At 47.2% G+C, this 21446-nt stretch carries 16 protein-coding genes; 7 read left to right on the forward strand and 9 right to left on the reverse strand.

Annotation, left to right across the window (positions count from 1 at the left end):
• The first annotated feature begins 3 nt into the window (after window positions 1-3).
• The gene (locus tag KD145_RS14730; protein WP_212006603.1) at window positions 4-801 is read left to right on the forward strand and encodes a bifunctional 2-polyprenyl-6-hydroxyphenol methylase/3-demethylubiquinol 3-O-methyltransferase UbiG; all 798 of its coding nucleotides are present in this window, start codon (window positions 4-6) and stop codon (window positions 799-801) included.
• Between the two features lie 84 nt (window positions 802-885).
• Here the strand turns inward: KD145_RS14730 and KD145_RS14735 are convergent, their stop codons facing one another.
• The 3 genes from KD145_RS14735 to KD145_RS14745 form a co-directional block, all read right to left on the reverse strand.
• Window positions 886-1620, reverse strand: a complete 735-nt coding sequence (locus KD145_RS14735) for a shikimate dehydrogenase (RefSeq protein ID WP_212006604.1) — start codon at window positions 1618-1620, stop codon at window positions 886-888.
• A gap of 105 nt (window positions 1621-1725) precedes the next feature.
• Window positions 1726-2490, reverse strand: coding sequence for a phosphosulfolactate synthase (locus tag KD145_RS14740; protein ID WP_212006605.1), 765 nt, complete (start codon window positions 2488-2490; stop codon window positions 1726-1728).
• A gap of 185 nt (window positions 2491-2675) precedes the next feature.
• A complete protein-coding gene (locus KD145_RS14745; protein ID WP_212006606.1) occupies window positions 2676-4097 on the reverse strand; it encodes a tetratricopeptide repeat protein in 1422 nt (473 codons plus the stop codon).
• 149 nt (window positions 4098-4246) lie between these two features.
• On the opposite strand from KD145_RS14745, the gene KD145_RS14750 reads away from it, so the two are divergent.
• Complete coding sequence (locus tag KD145_RS14750; protein ID WP_212006607.1) at window positions 4247-4642, forward strand: hypothetical protein; 396 nt, start codon at window positions 4247-4249, stop codon at window positions 4640-4642.
• An 80-nt stretch (window positions 4643-4722) separates the two neighbouring features.
• On the opposite strand, the gene KD145_RS14755 is transcribed toward KD145_RS14750, so the two are convergent.
• The 3 genes from KD145_RS14755 to pafA all read right to left on the reverse strand — a co-directional run bounded on the left by KD145_RS14755 (window position 4723) and on the right by pafA (window position 7952).
• Window positions 4723-5424: a hypothetical protein gene (locus KD145_RS14755; protein WP_212006608.1), complete on the reverse strand. Its 702-nt coding sequence runs from the start codon at window positions 5422-5424 to the stop codon at window positions 4723-4725.
• Window positions 5418-6197: an enoyl-CoA hydratase/isomerase family protein gene (locus KD145_RS14760; protein ID WP_212006609.1), complete on the reverse strand. Its 780-nt coding sequence runs from the start codon at window positions 6195-6197 to the stop codon at window positions 5418-5420. The genes KD145_RS14755 and KD145_RS14760 overlap by 7 nt, the downstream gene beginning before the upstream one ends.
• Window positions 6198-6278: 81 nt before the next feature.
• A complete protein-coding gene (pafA, locus tag KD145_RS14765) occupies window positions 6279-7952 on the reverse strand; it encodes an alkaline phosphatase PafA (RefSeq protein ID WP_212006610.1) in 1674 nt (557 codons plus the stop codon).
• Between the two features lie 169 nt (window positions 7953-8121).
• Here pafA and KD145_RS14770 point away from each other — a divergent pair, with 169 nt between their 5' ends.
• The 3 genes from KD145_RS14770 to KD145_RS14780 all read left to right on the forward strand — a co-directional run bounded on the left by KD145_RS14770 (window position 8122) and on the right by KD145_RS14780 (window position 13387).
• A complete protein-coding gene (locus KD145_RS14770) occupies window positions 8122-9363 on the forward strand; it encodes a pyridoxal phosphate-dependent aminotransferase family protein (protein WP_212006611.1) in 1242 nt (413 codons plus the stop codon).
• A 629-nt stretch (window positions 9364-9992) separates the two neighbouring features.
• The gene (locus tag KD145_RS14775) at window positions 9993-11066 is read left to right on the forward strand and encodes a PepSY domain-containing protein (protein WP_212006612.1); all 1074 of its coding nucleotides are present in this window, start codon (window positions 9993-9995) and stop codon (window positions 11064-11066) included.
• Window positions 11067-11068: 2 nt separating this feature from the next.
• Window positions 11069-13387 (forward strand): TonB-dependent receptor, encoded by a 2319-nt coding sequence (locus KD145_RS14780; RefSeq protein WP_249219847.1) that lies wholly within the window; start codon window positions 11069-11071, stop codon window positions 13385-13387.
• Between the two features lie 75 nt (window positions 13388-13462).
• Here the strand turns inward: KD145_RS14780 and purL are convergent, their stop codons facing one another.
• On the reverse strand, window positions 13463-15685 hold the full coding sequence (gene purL / locus KD145_RS14785) for a phosphoribosylformylglycinamidine synthase subunit PurL (RefSeq protein WP_212006614.1): 2223 nt from the start codon (window positions 15683-15685) through the stop codon (window positions 13463-13465).
• 420 nt (window positions 15686-16105) lie between these two features.
• On the opposite strand from purL, the gene KD145_RS14790 reads away from it, so the two are divergent.
• Both KD145_RS14790 and KD145_RS14795 read left to right on the forward strand, forming a co-directional pair.
• A complete protein-coding gene (locus KD145_RS14790; protein WP_212006615.1) occupies window positions 16106-18295 on the forward strand; it encodes a glutamine synthetase III in 2190 nt (729 codons plus the stop codon).
• A 173-nt stretch (window positions 18296-18468) separates the two neighbouring features.
• Window positions 18469-19293 (forward strand): hypothetical protein, encoded by an 825-nt coding sequence (locus KD145_RS14795; protein ID WP_212006616.1) that lies wholly within the window; start codon window positions 18469-18471, stop codon window positions 19291-19293.
• A gap of 72 nt (window positions 19294-19365) precedes the next feature.
• Here the strand turns inward: KD145_RS14795 and accC are convergent, their stop codons facing one another.
• Window positions 19366-20703: an acetyl-CoA carboxylase biotin carboxylase subunit gene (gene accC, locus KD145_RS14800; protein WP_212006617.1), complete on the reverse strand. Its 1338-nt coding sequence runs from the start codon at window positions 20701-20703 to the stop codon at window positions 19366-19368.
• A 127-nt stretch (window positions 20704-20830) separates the two neighbouring features.
• Window positions 20831-21316 carry an acetyl-CoA carboxylase biotin carboxyl carrier protein gene (accB, locus tag KD145_RS14805; RefSeq protein ID WP_212006618.1) on the reverse strand — a complete coding sequence of 162 codons (486 nt, stop codon included), beginning with the start codon at window positions 21314-21316 and terminating at the stop codon, window positions 20831-20833.
• Window positions 21317-21446 lie beyond the last annotated feature (130 nt).

Consider the following 21446-nt stretch of genomic DNA (forward strand, 5'->3'; position numbering starts at 1 on the left):
AACATGTCATTAGAACACCATAAGAACGCCACACTCCGTTTTCAGCAGCAGGTAGACAACTCGCGCGACTACGTGGTGCCTTTTATCCAGCTGGAATTTCCGCAGATGGAAGGCCTGCGCGTGATGGAGGTAGGCTGCGGAGAAGGCGGCGTACTCACTCCATTGCTGGAAAAAGGATGCAACTGTGTGGGAGTAGATCTGGCACCAGCCAGGATAGAACTGGCCAAAAGTTTCCTGCAGCGGTATGTAGATGCCGGCCAGCTGAAATTAATTGCTAAGAATATTTACGATGTTGATTTTCTGGGAGAATTCCGTCATTCTTTTGATGTGATCATCCTCAAAGATGCCATTGAACATATTCCCGACCAGGAAAAAATTATCGGTCACCTGAAGCAGCTGCTCACACCCCGCGGGCAGGTGTACTTCGGTTTTCCGCCCTGGTACATGCCACATGGCGGACACCAGCAGATCTGCCACAACAAGTTCCTGAGTATGGTACCCTACATACACCTGCTTCCCACACCGGTTTACCGGGGTGTTTTAAGGTTGTTTGGAGAAGAAGATGATATCGTGCAGGACCTGATGGAAGTAAAATCTACCGGCATCTCTATCGAACGTTTCGAGAGAATTGTAAAACGTCAGGGCTATAAGATCACACAGCGCAGGTTTTACCTGATCAATCCTATCTATAAATACAAATTCGGCGTAAGTGCCCGCGAGCAATGGAAACCTGTTGCGGCCATTCCTTTTATCCGCAATTTTGTGACCACCTGTATGTATTATATGATCAAGCCAGAATAGTTGGCTGATAGCCAATAAAACAAAGAGCGCAAAGAATTTTTTATGTTGAAAATTCTTTGCGCTCTTGCTTTTCAGATAGATGTATTACTGCTCATTCCAAATGTCCCAGGAAGCTTCTGCCTGCAGGATCAGCATTTCATGGCCGTTTTTGATAACCGCTCCTTGTGCCGCACCTTTTTGCAGGAATAGTGTTTCGGGTGGGTTGTATACCAGATCATACAGCAGATGACGTGAACTAATGTGTTGATAAGGTATATCCGGACATTCATTGATATTAGGATACATGCCCAGTGGAGTCGTATTAACGATCACGGTATGTGTCTCCATCATCTGCTGGTCCAGTGAACTGTAAGCGATAGTATCGTTGCCGGCATTGCGACTCACTACAGTATAAGGTATATTCAGCTCCTGGAGGGCATACATGACTGCTTTGGCAGCACCGCCGGTGCCCAGCACCAGTGCACGGTTGTGATGAGGTTGCAGCAATGGCTGCAGTGAGTTGCGGAAGCCTATCACATCGGTATTAAACCCTTTTTTTCTGCCTTCTTTAAAACGGATACAGTTGACCGCACCAATGCGGGCAGCAGCATCACTTAATTCATCCAGATAAGGGATGACCTGTTCTTTATAGGGAATAGTCACATTAAGGCCGCAGAGGTCCGGATGTTGTGCCAGTAAGTCTGGAAATTCAGTGATGGCGGGGATGGGAAACGTTTCGTACTGATGCCCGGTTATATTTTCAGCTTCAAATTTTTTGGAAAAAAATCCTTTGGAAAAAGAGTGGCTGAGCGGATAACCGATGAGTCCATATGTTTTCATATGTTACTTTTTGATGGAAAAAATTTAGGGATCTGGTTATTTACAATGTCTTCTCAGCTGCATTCTAAATAACCGGATCCCTACATCAAAATATCCCTGCGGGAGTTATTCTTTGTCGAGAAACAGGTGGAAAGTATCACCTCTCAGCCCTACACGCATAGCTTCCAGGGAGATCACCTCATGTGGGGCGAGGTTACCGAGGTTGGCGTTGCAGCCTACCAGTTCCAGGAAGTACAGCTGTTGTGCTTTTTGTGGTGCTTCCCAGATAATTTTTTCGGCCGGGATCTGGGTCAGGATTTCCTGTACCAGGCCTTCGCGCACTTCACCGGTACCGCGATAGATACCTACGTTACCGCTTTCGCGGGCTTCTGCAATCACATAGGAGGAGCCGGCATTCAGCTCTGCTCTCATTAATTCGATCCATTTATAGGGAGGAATAATATGTTCTGCATCTTTGGAACCTACTTCGCTCAGTACCAGGCCTACTTTGGACAGTTTTTCGATGTACCCGCATTTTTCTGCGTGCGGGATGGTGATAGAGCCATCAGACACTTCCATGTAGCTGATACCGTAATCATTTACCAGTCTCACATACTCATCAAACTGATTACGGATCAGAAAAGCTTCAAACAAAGTACCGCCAAAATATACCGGGATGTTGGCCGACTGGTAAAGCTCAATTTTCGCTCGGAGGTTGGGCGTGACAAAAGCAGTACCAAAACCCAGTTTCAGGATATCCACATGGGGTCCTGCCGCCGATAAAAAATTTCTTGCTTCTTCCAAACTAAGCCCCTTGTCCATCACCATAGTAAGACCATGGTTGCGGGGTTTCTTTGTCCTTTCCGGGATCTGTGTCAGATTAAAATTCATTTGAAATATTTTTATCTTCTTATTGGTCAGTAAAACACACACTATTTTTCGCCAGGCAAGTAAGTCGGGATAGTTTAGCTGCAATTTTAGTAACCGGAAATACGATGGCCTTTGTCCATGACAAAATTTAAAAAGCCGGCGCAAAAATAAGAAGTATACTTTATTTTAAAAGCAAATAACACAGGTTAACGTTTCCGGCGGTATTGAGCGACCAGATCTACTACACTCACATGCTGCAGGATGGCCGGGTCCAGCTCCACCAGTTTTTTCAGGATCTTGGGAGCCTGTTGCAGGGCTGTTTCCAGATGCAGGAGCCCTTCTTTTGTTTTCCCCATGGCAATGAGGACAGCGGCACGGTAATATTGAAACACCGGTTTTCGGCCGGCTTTTTCTTCAGCATTGGCCAGCTGGTCCAGGGCTTCTTCCAGAAAACCAAAAATATACAGCCCTTTTACCAGTTGCAACCAGGGTTGCATACTTTTCGGACGGATGCGCACAGCATTCACAAAATGTAACAGCGCCTCCTTTTCCTGGCCCATTTCCAGATAACATTCGCCGATGCTCATGTTATATTCTGCACTCTGTTTATTAATTTTCAATGCATTAAGCAGCGATTTGATGGCATTCTCCCAGTTTTCCTCCATCATGTAGGCCGCTGCTATCTTGTAATACAGCTTGTCATCGTTGGGGCTCAGATGGGATGCCTTGCGATAATAGTAGCGCGCCTGTGTGTATTTACGCTGTTTCTCGTAACAGTGGCCAATGGCCTCGTAAATCACATCTTCCGGCTTGGCAATCTCCAGATGCTTCTGCAGCACTTCAATCGCGTCTGCATACTTACGCAGGCGAATGTAGGCATCTCCCATATTGCGGTACGCATAGTCGAATTTCTCGTCAATGGCTACCGCGTACTGGTAAGCGTCTATCGCTTTTTCGTACAGTTTAAGGCCCTGAAAAGCCGTGCCCAGGTTAAACCAGGCCAGCTGATTATAAGGGTCTTCATCGATGATATAGTTGTGCAAACGGATACTTTCTTCATTGCGGCCGGTAAATTCCGTCCAGAAGCAGATCTTATGCAAAGCCTCCTCGTTGCCGGGCTCATGTTCGAGCGCCATCTTCAGGCAATCAAACACCTTTTCAAATTCCTCCCAGTCATCATACACATCCGCCAGTTCCAGTAACAGTTCTGTTTTGTCCTCTCCCTCAAACTGGTCAATCTGCTCATTCAAAACCGCTGCAGCCTTTTCATGCTGGTTCAATGCCAGATACACGTCTGTCTGCAGGATATACAAATTGATATCATTGCGGTCCAATACTGCGGCTTTATCCAGTAACTGTAAGGCTTCTTTATACTTTTTGGTTTCTATCAGTAAGTTGGCCTTTTTGAGAAGGAGCGTAGAAGAAAAAGGAAACTGCTCGATGGCCATTTCGACGGCTTGCAAAGCTATGGGCACTTCGTCCTGCTCGTCATAATAGTCTATGATCTGCTCAAAGGAGTCCTCGTCCAGAAAAGAGTGAGATTTACCCGCCCTCAGATTTTCAAACTGCTGCAACAAGTCTCTCAGATCATCAAAATCCTCGTTTAAAAAAGAAAAATCTTTACTCATTAATGTAAATATAAGACTTTTATGTATCCACCAAAATGCAGCGACACAAACCGTTTATAAATTTTTTAACATTTTATTAAGAATTTATTGTAACTTGCGTTAAGAATTTGTTATATAATAGATCGAAAAGTTTGTATATTTGTGTTACAATGAAAAAGAATATCCACATATCGAAGACCTTTTCATTGTCTTGCCTCCTGGCGAGCGCTATGGCGCTGTTCGCTATCAGTGCATGGGCAAATAATAGCTTTTTGCCTTCAGATAATGAAAAAGAAAAGGCGAAGAAAACCGACAACATCCATTTTGTGTTGAATACTGCTATGCCCAAAACAAACCTGGCCCTGGACGCCGGTTACAGATTTACAGGCAGCATCAACTCCAATTTCAAATTTACCAATACCAATGTGATAAATTTCCAGTCGGTTATGACCTACACCAAAGGTAATATGACCTATGTAGTGCCATACACTGTACAACCACCACAGCAACCTGGTAATATGAACTTTCAGAAACTGCAGATTATCCTGCCGCTTAAGAAAGGTTGACTTTAACGTTTCTTCTAATACAAATATGGGCCTATCAAAAAGTTTAACAACTTCTTGATAGGCCTTTTTAGTGGCGCAGATTACATGTTTTTCAACTCCTCCGCACTCACTACTTTATAACCTGTCTTGGGAACATCAAAATAAGAAGCAGGGATAGGGAACAGCTCCACCTTTGTAGCGATTACACGCATTTTAGAGCCCGTTTTCGTCAGTATTTCAAACTCCAAAGGTATACCCTTCAGATTCACAAAACGGCGGTTATAATACCTGTTTTCCGGCACCAGATCCGGTGTGTAATAAACCTCAAAGGTATTACCGTCCGGCAGGGTACCAATAGCCTTCCTGCAGGTATAACCCACAATCTGCCGCGTTTCAGGCTGGTCTTTAAACTGAACGTTCTCGTATTGTTTCAGCTCCTTCTCGTATTGATCTTTTTTGGCCCGGATCATATACTTCGTACCATGCTGGTCGATCAGCGTGGTCAGCGTTTCGTCTTTACTATTGATCAGGTAGGTATACTTAACGATATTAAAATCCATGTCTATCCTGCTGAGCTGCCCACGCATGTACTGGGTCAGGGTACTTCCCTCCAGCATGGCATCTGTTTGCAGCTGCTCAGGCGGCAGGTCCATCTTGTAAATGATTTTCGCGTCAGAAATAGTTCGCTGCGCCAGTATAGGGCTGGTCAGCCATAAAAGGAAAAAAGTTAAAAACAACCGGTATGACATAGTGTGTGGTGTGTTGGTTAGTTGTTGATCGGTACTGGTAAAACAGGCTACCATACTAGCTTTTCTTTATTCAGAAACGCAGCTATCCCACGTTTACAGTCTTCATGTCCTCGGGTGGCTGCATTCAGTTCGGCTGCATGCTCCAGTCCGTTTTTCATAGGTAAGTCCAACACCGTGCCAATCAATTTTTTTGTCACTTTCAAAGAATTGCCGGAGGCTTCATTACATAGGCTGGTGGCCACTTTGGCCACATGTTCCGCTATTTCAGCAGCAGGTACTACGGTCGTAATCAGACCATCGCGGGCTGCTTTTTCAGCTGTTACCAGCCTTCCCGTCAGCAGTAGTTCCCGGGCTCTGCCCTCTCCTATCTTCCGTACCAGAAACACTGCCACCAGCGCTGGTACAAAACCAATCTTCACCTCGGTATAACCCAGCATTGCCTCCGGTACCACATAACTCAGGTCACAAACCGTTACAAGACCACAACCACCCGCCACTGCATGACCTTCCACCTGTGCAATTACAATTTTATCGAGCTGGTAGATCTCCTGAAAAAGCCGCATCAGCTCTTTGGAGTCCGCCAGGTTTTCTTCATAGGTATTCTGCTGCAATTGCTGCAGGTAATCCAGGTCAGCTCCGGCACAAAAGGCCTCACCATTCCCCTTTAATACGATTACTTTTACATCTTCATCTGCTGCGGCAGCAGCAAAGGCCTGCCTCAGCTCCGCCACCATCGCTCCATTGAGCGCATTCCGCTTGTCCGGCCGATTGAGGGTGATGGTGGCTATCCGGAAAGCTACTTCATATTGCAGCAGGAAAAATTTCATAACAGTAAAATTATGCATTGCGCATGGCCGCTGATATAGCTGCCATGCGCAATATCCTAAGGCAATATAAGGAATAAACTTTTAATGAGTAATCTCATGAATTACCTGGCCCACGTTGCCGCTTGGCATCTGTATATGCAACATCGCCGCCAGTGTAGGAGCAATATCTGTCATGCCCACGGTACGGTTGGTTTTGCCGGGATTAACACCCCAGCCCATCCATACCAGCGGAATATGCGCATCATAAGGATACCATAAACCGTGTGTGGTTCCGGTTTTACCGCCATCGATGTATGCAGGAGTCAACACCACCTGGATGTCGCCGCTACGTTTGGTATTATAACCGTTGCTCATCATAGTGCGGATAGGCTCCGGCAATACGGTCACCATCAGGTCTTTGATCGGGAAAGCCTTGGCAATCGCTGGTGATTTCAACAGCTCTGCAATGATAAACTGCTGAATATCGTTACGGTTCTTACCGGAAGCAGCGATAGCGTCTTCATTGAGCCAGAACTGGTAATTATCCACTGCTTTGATCGCGTCTTTTACTCCGAATCTGGCAGCTACTTTTTCATTCAGGTCTTTCATAGCAGCACGGTCATCCCAGGTACCGCCAGGCAGTTTGTTTTCCTGCAGGAATCCAGGCACGTGGGCTACACCATGGTCGGCGGTGATGAAAAACAGGTACTGGCCTTTGCCTACTTTGGCATCGAGGTACTGGAAGAAGGCTCCCAGATCCTGGTCCAGGCGCAGATAGGTATCTTCTGCTTCGATGGAGTTAGGCCCGAACTGATGTCCTACATAGTCGGTGGAAGACAGGCTGACAGCGAGGAAATCGGTCACCTCTCCTTTGCCCATGTTATAGGCTTCCATGGCTTTTTTAGCGAACTCCAGCGTCATTGTGTTGCCGAAAGGGGAAGCAGCAATGGAGCTGTTGGCAGCAGCACTCAGGTCATGCGGGAAAGAAGTACCGGTAGTGCTGTTTTTATATTTCCCTTCATACGGTTTTTCATCTTCCGTGCTGAGGGTGTAGGTAGCAGCAGGGTACAGCGTGGTCCAGGGTTTGGCCAGATATTGCTGGGGCCATTTCTGCTGGTTGTATTGTTGTGCCCATGTTGGCAGTTCGTTCATATAGTAGGTGCTGGTAACCCAGTTGCCGGTGCTGCCATCGTACCAGAAGGCGGCATTGGCGCTATGGCCGGCAGGCAGGATGGCACCACGGTCTTTGATGGCCACGCCTACTACCTTGCTCTGGAAATGGTTGGACAGACGCAATTCATCACCAATGGTGGTCACCAGCATATTGCGCGGGCTCATTTTACCGGCGGCGGAGGTACTGCCTACGGTGTTCATAGTCGTATCTTCCGCGCAGTACATGGTACGGCCAATTTCATTGCTGTACCAGGTGTTGCCGATGATACCATGAATAGCAGGTACGGAACCGGTATACACACAGGTATGGCCGCAGGCGGTGATGGTAGGTGTATAGTTGATCAGGGTGTTTTCGCATGAAAATCCGTCCTGCAGCAGTCTTTTAAAGCCTCCGGCAGTATATCTGCTGCCATAACGATAGAGATAATCCCAGCGCATCTGGTCTACTACTACGCCGACTACTAGTTTTGGTTTGTTGTTTGTTGTTTTGGTATTTTGGGCTGACGCCTGATGATTGAAGGGTTTGGGAGAAGTGGCTTTCTGTGCCCAAACAGCCGGTGCAGTCATAAACAGCGCCAGGGAAAGAAGGGTGGTCCTTTTCATTAGATATTATTACTTTTTATAAGATAAGTGTAAATTTGTCCGGTGGAGGCCGGTAACAAGAAGTATAAAATGACGATGGCAAATGTAAACGAACTTTACAAAAAGCAATATTTTAATACCTTTGTGGCCTCTTTTTAAGCGAGCATTTAACTATTACATAATATAGCGTATGGATATTTTCGAGAAACTGCTGAAACACATGGGTCCCATTGGGGAGCATTCAGACAGAGCCCATGGCTATTTCGCATTTCCTAAACTGGAAGGTGAAATAGGCCCCCGTATGAAATTCCGGGGCAATGAAAAAATAGTTTGGAGCCTCAACAACTACCTGGGGCTGGCGAATCATCCGGAAGTAAGGGCTACAGATGCGAAGGCCGCCGCCGATTTCGGCCTGGCTTCTCCGATGGGCGCCCGCATGATGAGCGGTAACACTACCTATCACGAGCAGCTGGAAAGAGAGCTTTCCGACTACATGGGCAAAGAAGATACCACCTTGCTGAACTACGGCTACCAGGGCATTATGAGTGCCATCGATGCCATTTGCGGACGCAGGGACGTTATTGTATACGATGCAGAATGCCACGCCAGTATCCTGGATGGTTTGCGTCTGCACCCCGGTAAACGTTATGTGTTTAAACACAATGATATCGAAGACTGTGAAAAACAACTCAGACGTGCAACCGACCTGGCCAATGCTCAGGGTGGTGGTATTCTCGTAGTGACTGAAGGCGTTTTCGGTATGGCCGGTGATCAGGGTAAACTGAAAGAAATCGCTGCTTTAAAGGATAAATATGAATTCCGCCTGCTGGTAGACGATGCCCACGGCTTCGGTACCATGGGTAAAACCGGTGCCGGTACCGGCGAAGAACAAGGCGTACAGGACAAAATTGACCTCCTGTTCAATACCTTCGCTAAATCCGGTGCTTCCATCGGCGCTTTCATCAGCGGCGAAAAAGCTATCATCAACTATCTGCGCTATAACATGCGCTCTCAGATCTTCGCTAAATCCATTCCACTGCCTATCGTTATCGGCCATCTGAAAAGAGTAGAGCTGATGCGTAAACATCCGGCAATGAAAGCGAAACTGTGGGAAAATGTGAATAAACTGCAGAACGGCCTGAAAAACCGCGGATTCAATATCGGCAGAACCAACTCCCCCGTTACGCCGATCTACCTGCAGGGCGATATTCCGGAAGCGACCGCTATGTGCCTCGACCTCCGCGAAAACTACAACATCTTCTGCTCTATCGTGGTATATCCCGTTATTCCTAAAGGACAGATCATCTACCGCCTCATCCCAACTGCTGCTCACACAGACGAAGATATAGAACTGACCCTGAAAGCTTTCAGCGAAACAAAAGCCAAGCTTGATGAGAAAGTTTACCAGGTGGCTGAAATCCCAATGGTATAATTTGGGATTTAGGAATTTGGTGATTTAGAGATTTAGAGATTTATCAATAAAAAAGTGCCCTTCTTCAACTGTAAGAAGGGCACTTTCAATTTTATAAATCCATCAAATTTGAAAATTCTCAAATCAAAAAATCTCAAAATACAAAAGGGCTGAGTTTCCTCAGCCCTACTCAAATCGTTCTTTCACTAGGTGTAAAATTTCACTAAATTTTCATCAGGACATGGTAGAGTATATGGTCTTCATAGAATTTGGAATAACCAAGTGATTCCAAGTATCTTATATAGGTTTCTTTTTTCAGATTCAGATATTGTATCATTGATACATTCCAAAAATAGATTAGATTTCTCAGTATCATATAACACGATTGTGGTATTTTGTTAATAGCTTGTTAAAGTATTGTACTGCAACAATAAATCAGCTAATCACCTGATATACTACCTTTTTCCCACTCCGATCATTAATTTTCCTCATTGCGTAAACGCTTCTCGCTGTACAGCAGTAACTTTGCGCCACTGCAGCAAATAGCCGGTACAACAGATATTTTACCGATTCTATCAACCAGGAGGATATAGCACTTTCGTGCCCATCCCTGAAATTTTCTCCGGCAGCAGGTTAAACTAATAAGGAAATTGAAACAGTACTGGCATCAAAAGCTTTTTAGCATACACCGCGTCACCGGTCTCATCGCAGGCCTGATGTTGTTATTTGTAAGCATCACCGGTAGTCTGCTCGTCTTCAGCGAAGAAACAGATGAAGCCCTGCACCATGACACCTGGCACCTTACTCCCGGCCCACAGCGGAAACCACTGTTTGAACTGCTGGACAATGCCGGCAAATCCCTCCGCGGCGGAACACCCTATCTCTTTTTCTCACGGCTGCCACAAACACCGGAAGAACCTGCCATTGTAAGGGCAGAATACGGCCCCGACTTCAAAGTATACCTCTTCCTCAACCCATATACCGGAGAGGTTATCCATCAACATACCAATACCGGCTATTTTTCAGGCTTTCTGGTTTACCTGCACTTCTCTCTGCTCAGTGGTAAAACAGGCGCCCAAATCATGCTATTGACCGGTATTCTGCTATTTATCTCCCTGCTCACTGGCTGCTGGGTATACCGCAAATCAGTATTTAAAGTGCTCACATTCCGCGTAAAACCGGAATGGAACAGCCGTACCCGGCGCTGGCGCAACCTCCACCGCATTGTGGGTGTCTGGGCCCTCCTGTTCAACCTCCTGATCGCCTTTACCGGTTTTATGATGGAACTCAAAGTACTGGACAACCGGAAAAATACCGCTAATCCATACACCGGAGCCCCCATACCCATCCATTACGAAGCACTGCTGACCAAAGCCGCTGATCAGATACCAGGCTTTGAAGCAATGGGTATCCGTCCGCCCAAAAAGGCCGGCGATCCGGTACGTATCCTCGGCCATGCCCACGAAGCCGCCATATGGGGCCGCTATAGCTCCTCCGTACACTTCGATCTTAACGGCAACGTGAAAAAAACTGTCAATTTCAGCCAGGCCCCCTTTGGAGACAAATTCAACGCCGCCATGGCCCCACTCCATTTCGGCAACTACGGCGGCATCCCCATTAAAATCCTCTATTCCCTGTTAGGCTTGACACCCGGCATCCTTTCCATATCCGGTATCCTGATATGGTACCGCCGGAAATACATTATTAAAAAACATCAGCATTGAAAATGAAACAATACCTGGGCATTCTGACACTACTGATTACTTTACAGACAAATGCACAAAAACTTACCGGCACCATCCGCGACACCGCACAAACAGCAGTGCCCATGTTGCGCGTCTACCTTTCCGGCACTCAGAAACATGCTCTTTCGGGACCTGACGGTTCCTTTACCATCAACAATATAAAACCCGGTCAGTATACCCTCATCGCTACCGGTGTAGGTTATACCACGCTGGAACAACCTGTTGCCATCTCCGACAGCGTTACTACCCTGGCTCTCACTATCAAATCTTCCGATGTAGGATTAAATGAGGTGGTAGTCACCGCCAGCCGCAACAAGGAAACACTGGGCACAGTACCCTCCTCTATCACCATCATCAGCGGCAAACAGCTGCGTGAACAAAGTGCCATCACCACAGACATTAATCAGCTCCTCAGTATGAATGTGCCGGGCCTCACATTAGGCACCAACACCTCCACCAACAAAGGACAGACCCTCCGCGGCCGTGGTATGCTGATCATGATCGATGGTGTTCCGCAATCCACGCCCCTGCGCAATGGCGACAAAGACATGCGCAGCATTGATGTGTCTGTGATCGAAAGAGTGGAAGTCATCAAAGGTTCTACCGCTATCTATGGTAATGGTGCTGATGGTGGCATCATCAATTTCATCACCATCAAAGCCAATTCCGAAAAACGTTTCAGCGGCAGCACCGATATCAGCACCAATGGCTCCCTCACGCATGCAGCCAACAGTCTGGGCGCCCGCGTGACTCAGCAGTTCTCTGGTAAAATCAACCGTTTTGACTATGTAGTCAGCGGCACCTATGAACAAACCGGGGTCAACAAAGACGCCAAAGGTCAGGTGATCGCTCCTTTCCAGTCACTCAGCCAGAATGAAAACGTTAACCTCTTCGCTAAACTGGGCTACGATTTCAACGCCAACAACCGGCTGGAAATAATGTACAACTACTACCGTACCATGCAGAACAGCACCTACGTGGATTCCGGTGGAAAATTCGGACAAAGTCCCATTATTGGTGTAGTGGGCACCAATCCCGGCGATAAACAGGGTACGCCCTACAACCACAACGCCTGGTTGAACTATACCAGCAAAAACCTGATCGGTAATACCTCGCTCAACGTAAACCTGTACTACCAGGACTTTTATACAGTATTCGAATATTCCGATTTTTATGCACCACCTGGCAACTCCGCCATCACTTCCAAAAAAATGGGTGCTCGCATAAATCTCAATACTCCGTTTAATTTCCATCCCAATCTGCATGGTGATGTTACCTGGGGTGTAGATATCCTCAACGATAAAACAGCCCAGCCATTAACCGACGGCCGGCCTTTTGTACCGGAAATGAACATGAAAAATCTGGCGCCTTATGCACAGCTGAAGACTTATCTGTTCAAGGACTTTCTGGTAAAAGCCGGTGTACGCTATGAAAACATCCGTCTCGATATTCCTGACTATACTACCATCAAGTTCGGTAACTATGCCGGCGGTGTGTTGGTAAAAGGTGGCAACCTACCTTATGAGGCGCTGGTATTCAATACCGGTCTGCGTTATACCCGTTTCCCCGCCTTCAATCCTTTTGTCAGCTATTCCCAGAGCTTCTCCCTGTATGATCTGGGTCGTACGCTGCGACTGGCCAAGGCCGTGAGCAATGGAGCCACCAGCATTAGCACCATCGAAACCAAAGCCATTATCACCAATAACTACGAAGCCGGTTTTAACAGCAATATCGGCCGATTCAATGCTTCCGGTTCTTATTTTATCAGCACCTCCAACCTGGGTACCAGCCTGAAAGACGTGAATGGCGTAGCCGTTCCGGAGCGTGCCCCTGAAAGGGTAGAGGGTTTTGAACTGACAGCCGGTTATCAGATACTGCCCAACCTTTCTGCCAGCGCCGCCTATACTCACGTAGAAGGTAAAAAGGAAGTAAACGGTGTTAAAACATGGCTGCCTACCACCCGCATCACCCCGGATAAGATGACTGTGAATGTGAACTATTCTCCTTTGAAACAGTGGGACCTGGGCGTGTACTATATCTATTCCGGCGTACGCAAGCGCTTCGACCTCAATCCGGCCACCAAAGATTATGATCTGGGTAGTGGACCGGTGAGCGACTTTTATCTGGTGAACCTGTATACCGGCTACCGTTTCAACAAAGCAGCCTCTATACGGCTGGGAGTTGACAACCTGCTGAATGCGGATTATTACCCGGTGATGTCACAAGCCAGGGTAAGAACAGATTCCTATATCAAAGGCAGCGGTGCGAGATTTAACCTGGGCTTCCGTTATGCGTTCTGATCAAACCTATCATCCATATAAAAAAGCGAAGACCGGCAAATGCCGGTCTTCGCTTTTTTATACGTTGACGAAAAACTATTTCAGGTGTTCTTCGATGGAAGTATCATAGATTTTCTTCCAGTCGTTTACTTTACCCCAGTCTTCGTTGTCTACTTTCACGTGATCTCCGGTTACCACACCTACTTTTTCGTAGCGTACGGAAACGTCGGTAGCGTCTATCAGACCATGCATCAGTGCTTCGAATTTCTCTTTGTCTTCCGGTTTAACGGTTACGACTACACGGCTCTGGCTTTCACCGAACAGGTAGGCATCTTTACGGAATTTGCCATTGAGATGCAGTTCAAAGCCCAGGCCTTTAGACATAGCACTTTCCATCATGGTGATGAACAGACCACCTTCGCTGACATCGTGTGCAGACTGGATCAGTCCTGCTTTGTTCAGTTTGGTGATAGCCTGTTGCAGCAGGTGCTCTTCTTCCAGGTTGAAGTGTGGAGCAGGGCTATATTCGATACCGATGATTTTGTGCAGATATTCAGAGCTGCTGATATCGTTGCGGCTGCGGCCGATCAGGTACACCAGGTCGCCGGCTTGTTTAAAGTCGAGCGTGATGCGCTGGTCGATGCTGTCGAGGATACCCACCATACCGATGGTTGGAGTAGGATATACCGGACCATCAGGAGACTGGTTGTAGAAGCTCACGTTACCGCCGGTAACAGGAGTATTGAACTTGCGGCAGGCTTCGCCCATACCCTGAACAGCGTGTACGAACTGGTAGTATACTTCCGGATCGTAAGGGTTACCGAAGTTGAGGCAGTTGGTGATGGCTACTGGTTCACCGCCGGAGCAAACTATGTTGCGGGCAGCTTCTGCCACAGCGATCTGGCCACCTTTGTGCGGGTCAGCAAAAACGTAGCGGCTGTTACAGTCGGTGGTCATCGCCAGTGCTTTTTTGGAGCCTTTGATCAGTACTACCGGTGCATCACTAGGAGCGTTGGTAGTAGCGTTGGCAGTACCTACCATGCTGTCGTACTGGTTGTAGATCCAGCGTTTGGAAGCAATGTTAGGCAGCGCGATGATTCTTTCGGCTACAAATTTAGCGTGGTCGGTATCCGGGATGTTCTGGATATCGAATGCTTTGATTTTCTGGAAATAAGTTGGTTCGGTATAAGCGCGGTGATATTGGGGAGCGCCGCCGCCGAGCACGAGGCTTTCAGCAGGAACGTCAGCTTCCAGTTCACCGTTCATATAAAATTTCAGGTTGGTATCTTTCGTTACTTCACCGATCTGAACGCAGTGCAGGTCCCATTTTTCGAAGATATCGAGTACTGGTTTTTCCTGACCTTTTTTCACCACGATGAGCATGCGTTCCTGGCTTTCGCTCAGCAGCATTTCCCATCCTTTCATATTTTCCTGGCGGGTAGGTACTTTATCCAGCCAGATGTGCATACCGTGTTCGCCTTTGGCGCTCATTTCGGCAGTAGAGCAGGTGATACCGGCAGCGCCCATATCCTGCATACCTACGATAGCATTGGTTTTGATGACTTCGAGGCAGGCTTCCAGCAGTTTCTTTTCCTGGAAGGGGTCTCCTACCTGTACTGCCGGCAGGTCTTCCGCGCTGTCTTCCGTGATGTTGGCGGAAGCGAAGGAAGCACCACCGATACCGTCTTTACCGGTTGCAGAACCTACGATGAAAACCGGGTTGCCTTCACCATGTGAGGTAGCGGAAACGGTCTGGCCTACTTTTACGATACCCACGCTCATGGCGTTTACCAGCGGGTTGGTACCATAGCAGTCTTCGAAATAGGTTTCACCACCCACAGTAGGAACGCCGAAGCAGTTACCATAGTGTCCGATACCGTGTACGATACCTTTCACCAGGTGCTGTGTTTTTTTATCATTGATATTACCGAAGCGCAGGGAGTTGAGTGCCGCGATAGGACGTGCACCCATAGTGAAGATGTCGCGGTGAATACCACCAACCCCGGTAGCAGCGCCCTGGAACGGTTCGATGGCAGAGGGGTGGTTATGGGATTCTATTTTAAACACAACCGCGTATCCATCGCCGATATCTACCAGGCCGGCGTTTTCTTCACCAGCTTTTACGAGCAGGCGGTCGCCTTCACGAGGTAGTGATTTCAGCCACACGATAGAGTTTTTGTAAGAGCAGTGTTCACTCCACATTACGGAGTACATGCTCAGTTCGGTAAAATTGGGCGTACGCCCCAAGACAGATACAATTCGTTCAAACTCGTCAGCAGTAAGGCCCAGCTGTTCAGCAATTTCTACGGTGGTTTGCATGTAGTTTAGTATAAAAAACGAGTAATTAAAAAGAAGATGCAAACCTACAAGATTTTACGGCAAATGCCAAAGAAACTGGGTACAAGAGTCGCGGTACAGTTCATTTAACCTCATAGAGGAGGTCAGGTTGATTTGGTTCAGACAATCGCTGGTAGTATTGGGCATCGAAAAACGGTCCTGGACGGGCTATTGCTGCTCTAAAAATCCAGGGATAAAAAGGAGATGTAATTTTCCGCAGCCCCAAATCATATTATAAATTTTTTAATTTATCAGTTTCAGATCATAGCGAGCTCTTTTTTTTATTCATTTGTTAAAAAAACTCTCTTTTTAACCCCTGAAATGTAATTTTTTGGTTAAAGTGAACAAATAATTTGCATTTACAACGGCATATGTGTTCTTTTGTGTAAAATTAATTACAGCATGCAATCGTTACGTTTCACCGCGCTGGAAGGATTAGCTGGCGTAGACACCAAACTTCCCGAACACAACGGTAAAATCACCGAAGTATTCGGCAGCAATGTTTTTGCCGGAAGAATTGTAAGGGAATATCTGAGTGACGAGGCTTACAAAAGCCTGATGAACTCAATTAAAAATGGCACCAAGCTGGAACGCAAAATGGCGGAGCAAATCGCTTCCGGCATGAAAGCCTGGGCCATGAAAAAAGGTGTAACCCACTACACTCACTGGTTTCAGCCATTAACCGGCACCACTGCTGAAAAGCATGACTCCTTTTTCACCCTCAAAGGTGATGGCACTGCCCTGGAAACTTTTGACGGCGACGCCCTGGTACAACAGGAGCCTGACGCCTCCAGCTTCCCTAACGGCGGTTTAAGAGCCACCTTCGAAGCCCGCGGCTACACAGCCTGGGACCCTTCCTCCCCTGCGTTTATTCTGGAACAGGGTTATGGTAAAACCCTCTGCATCCCTACTATATTTGTTTCCTACACCGGCGAATCACTGGACTATAAAGCTCCGCTGCTGAAAGCACTGGCCGCTATCGACAAAGCCGCAGTAGACGTATGCAACTATTTCGATAAAAATATTACCAAAGTAACCCCTACCCTCGGTTGGGAACAGGAATACTTCCTGGTAGATGAAAACCTGGCTAACGCCCGTCCTGACCTGCTCATGACCGGCCGTACCGTGGTAGGTCACGCACCTTCCAAAGGCCAGCAGCTGGAAGACCACTACTTCGGTTCTATCCCTGAGCGTATATACGCTTACATGCGCGATTTCGAAGAAGAATCCTACAAACTGGGTATTCCTTTAAGAACACGCCACAACGAAGTAGCTCCTTCCCAGTTCGAATGCGCTCCTATATTTGAAGAAGTAAACATCGCAGTGGACCACAACTCCCTGCTGATGGACATCATGAATAAAGTGGCCAAACGCCACAAACTGAAAGTACTGCTGCACGAAAAACCGTTCGCAGGCATCAACGGTTCCGGTAAACACAACAACTGGAGCATGGCCACCGACACTGGTGTAAACCTGCTGGCTCCCGGTAAAACACCGAAAACCAACCTGATGTTCCTCACGTTCTTCGTGAACACCATCAAAGCCGTACACGACTACGCCGACCTGCTGAGAGCTGCGATCGCTTCCGCCAGCAACGACTTCCGTCTGGGTGCCAACGAAGCTCCTCCTGCCATCATCTCCGTATTCTCCGGTAAATACCTCTACGAAGTACTGCAGGAAGTAAAATCCCGCGTAAGCAACAAATTCGACGAACAGGATGAAGCCATCCTCAAACTCGACCTGCACCGCCACATTCCTGAGCTGATGCTGGACAACACCGACCGTAACCGTACCTCTCCTTTTGCTTTCACCGGCAACAAGTTTGAGTTCCGTGCCGTAGGTTCTACTGCCAACTGCGCCTCCGCAATGACCGTGCTGAACACCATCGTGGCTAAAACCCTGACCGACTTTAAAGTGGAAGTGGACGGCCTGATCGAAAAAGGTGAGAAAAAAGAGATTGCCATCATGCAAACTCTTCGGAAATATATTGTAGATTCGGAAAAAATTCTGTTCGAAGGCGACGGATACAGCGACGAATGGGAAAAAGAAGCTGAAAAAAGAGGCTTACAGAACATCAAAACCACGCCTAAAGCGCTGGATGCGATGGTTACTCCAAAAGCCGCTCAGCTGTATACCGAAACCGGCGTTTATACAGAAAAAGAATTACACGCCCGCCACGAGATCCTGCTGGAAGACTACGTGAAGAAAGTGCAAATCGAAGCCCGTGTAATCGGCGACCTGGCCACTAACACCATTCTGCCTTCCGCTATCAGCTACCTCAATGAACTGATCAGCAACATCCGCGGACTGAAAGAAATAGGCCTGGGAGATGCCTCCTACAAAGCACAAACACAAATCGCCGCTAAAATATCTGAACATATCAACGTAATCAGTGAAAATGTTCAGGCCATGATCGAGCAACGTAAGGTCACTAACAAACTGACCGACAGCCGTCAGAAAGCGATCGACTACTGCGAAAAGATTAAGCCGTACTTTGATGTTATCCGCTACCACTCCGATAAACTGGAGTTCCTGGTGGACGACAAAAAATGGGCGCTGCCTAAATACAGAGAACTGCTTTTCTTGCGATAAAACCGTAAGATTGTTTTGGTGTATGATTAGCCCCGGATTTTTATCCGGGGCTTTGCTTTTGCAGTCACCTTTGTTAATTTCGTTTACCCCTCTTAACCGCCCCACCCACTTATCCCTGATACCCGGATACCCCGGCCTGTACTTCTTTTCACTAACTCCCAAATTTATCCCACATGAAAAAAACTTCATTTATCCTGTTCTGCTGCAGTCTGCTCGCGCTCTTATCCCTGACCAGATGTCAGAAACCCTACCCGTCAGGCCCTTGTCTGCCGCCCGTAAAACTTTCCAAAATAACCGGATTGATGCCCTACTACCCTGATACCCTGCGCTTTACATACAATGCCTTAGGCAACCCTACTGCCATCCTACGAAGTTTTGTCTCCACCGGGTCTCCCAATCAGTTGTTCCGGTATGATAAACACAACCGCCTTGCAGTGATCATAGGCGCCTATGATTCGCCATATTACATATATGAATTTGCCCGAAAATTTGTTTACGACAATGCCGGCCGTATCATCAGAGACACTGGTTTCGTTTTTGGGAGGTACAACCCCGAAGGCGAACCCATTATAAAAACAGGTGATACCATCTGGATACACCACTACACCTATGACTATAAAAACAGAATCAACAAGGAAATAGCCATCCAACTACACCACCACCAACCAGCAGTGAAGACCACCAGAGACTTTTACTACAATGCTGACGGTAACTTGTATAAAGTCCATCGGACAGACGAGGAATTCCCTCCCTTCTGTAATGCCAACTGCGTCACCGCTTCAGACGAATACTTCGAATACGACAACAATATCAATTTCCACCAGCTACATCCCATCTGGCAGTTTATTGACGGAGACTACAGTAGAAACAACCCTTTCAAAGCCACCACCTACAACAACTTCGGACTACCTGTTAAAATAGGTCCCCCTTCTCATGGCCAGGAACACCAGATTTTCTATAATCAGATCCGGCAGGCGGAGCTTCACTATCAATACTAAAACAAGCACTATTAAAACAAAAAAAGTCCCCCCGGTTGGGAGGACTTTTTTATTAACGTATATCCGTCAGTGTTATACCAGCTTAAAGGTTTCGGTGAACTTGGTCGTAAAGTTACCTTTACGGAAGTTCTCGTCCCTCATCAGCTGCTGATGGAAAGGAATGGTAGTTTTAACACCTTCGATCACGAATTCGCTCAGTGCGCGCTCCATAGTATTGATAGCCTCTTCACGGGTTTGTGCCATCGTGATGATTTTAGCTACCATGGAATCGTAATACGGAGGAATCACATAACCGGCATAAATGTGGGAGTCCACGCGTACACCGTGGCCGCCCGGGATATGCAGGGTAGTGATCTTACCCGGAGAAGGACGGAAATCGTTGTAAGGATCTTCCGCATTGATACGGCACTCGATGGCATGCATCTGAGGCGTATAGTTCTTTCCGGAGATAGGAATACCGGCTGCGATCTTAATCTGTTCCTTAACCAGGTCGAAGTTGATCACCTCTTCTGTCACCCCGTGTTCTACCTGAATACGGGTGTTCATTTCCATGAAGTAGAAGTTACGGTGTTTATCCACCAGGAACTCAATGGTACCAACGCTTTCGTAGTTGATAGCGCTGGCTGCTTTGATAGCAGCTTCGCCCATTTTCTCACGCAGCTCGGGAGTCATGAAAGGAGAAGGGGATTCTTCTACCAGTTTCTGGTGACGGCGCTGGATAGAGCAGTCTCTTTCAGACAGGTGGCATACTTTGCCATATTGATCACCTGCAACCTGGATTTCAATGTGACGGGGCTCTTCCACGAATTTCTCCATGTAGATACCGTCGTTGTTGAAAGCGGCGCGGGCTTCATTTTTAGCCATATTGTAGGCATTCTCCAGCTCATTCTCATTCCATACCACGCGCATACCTTTACCACCACCACCGGCAGTAGCTTTCAGGATTACGGGTAAGCCCATTTTTTTTGCAAGGGTTTGGGCTTCTTCCACGCTCTGGAGCAGGCCCTCGGAACCGGGGATTACCGGTACACCGGCTGCAATCATGGTTTCTTTCGCCGTCATCTTGTCGCCCATTTTACGGATCATTTCCGGAGTGGGGCCGATGAACTTGATACCATGCTCTCCGCAGATTTCGGCAAAACGGGCATTTTCAGCCAGGAAGCCATATCCGGGGTGGATTGCGTCGGCATTGGTGATCTCGGCGGCTGCCATGAGGTGAGGGATATTCAGGTAAGATTCGCTGCTCTGTGGCTTGCCAATACACACCGCTTCATCCGCAAACTTCACATGCAGGCTGTCTTTATCTGCAGTAGAATAAACTGCAACCGTTTTGATACCCATTTCCTTACAGGTACGGATAATCCGAAGGGCGATCTCACCACGGTTGGCAATCAATATTTTTTTAAACATTGTTTTCCTTATAAGTTGATATAATAGCAAGTAGCATTCAGCCATTAGTCTTTAGTAGTTAGCCTTTAACCCAACATAAAATACTGTCAGAGGCTAAAGGCTAACTGCTAAAAGCTAATGGCTGTTATTACGGTTCTACTAAAAACAAAGGTTGATCATATTCTACCGGAGAAGCATCGTCAACAAGTACTTTAACGATCTTACCACTCACTTCACTTTCAATTTCGTTGAATAATTTCATCGCTTCGATGATGCAAACTACTTTACCAGCAGTTACATCGTCACCAACATTGATAAAAGGAGGTTTATCTGGACCGGCGGAGCGGTAGAAAGTACCGATCATTGGAGATTTGATAGTGATCAGGTTATCTGCTTTAGGTGCAGTTGGCGCAGCAGCGGCTGGTGTGCCTGCTGCAGGTACTGGTGCGGCTGCCGGAGCTACAGCTGCTACCGTTTGGATGGGCGCTGCGGCCGCAGGAACAGTGATTACCTGTTGTACTTCGTTGTCTTTCTGTTTTATTGTAATCTTGAACTTGTCCTGCTCAATGCTCAGTTCACTGATATTGGATTTGTTGATCATCTTTACCAGTTCCTGAATCTGTTTAAAGTCCATGTAGACAATTTTTGGTTTATAAATTATATAGAATATGCGAAGATTGGATTATTTGCATGGACGATCATCTGAATATCGCGTCATAAACAGTAATGCTTACTCAAACATCCGGACCATCCAACCTAATAAC

Source organism: Chitinophaga sp. HK235 (assembly GCF_018255755.1).
Classification (GTDB): Bacteria; Bacteroidota; Bacteroidia; order Chitinophagales; family Chitinophagaceae; genus Chitinophaga.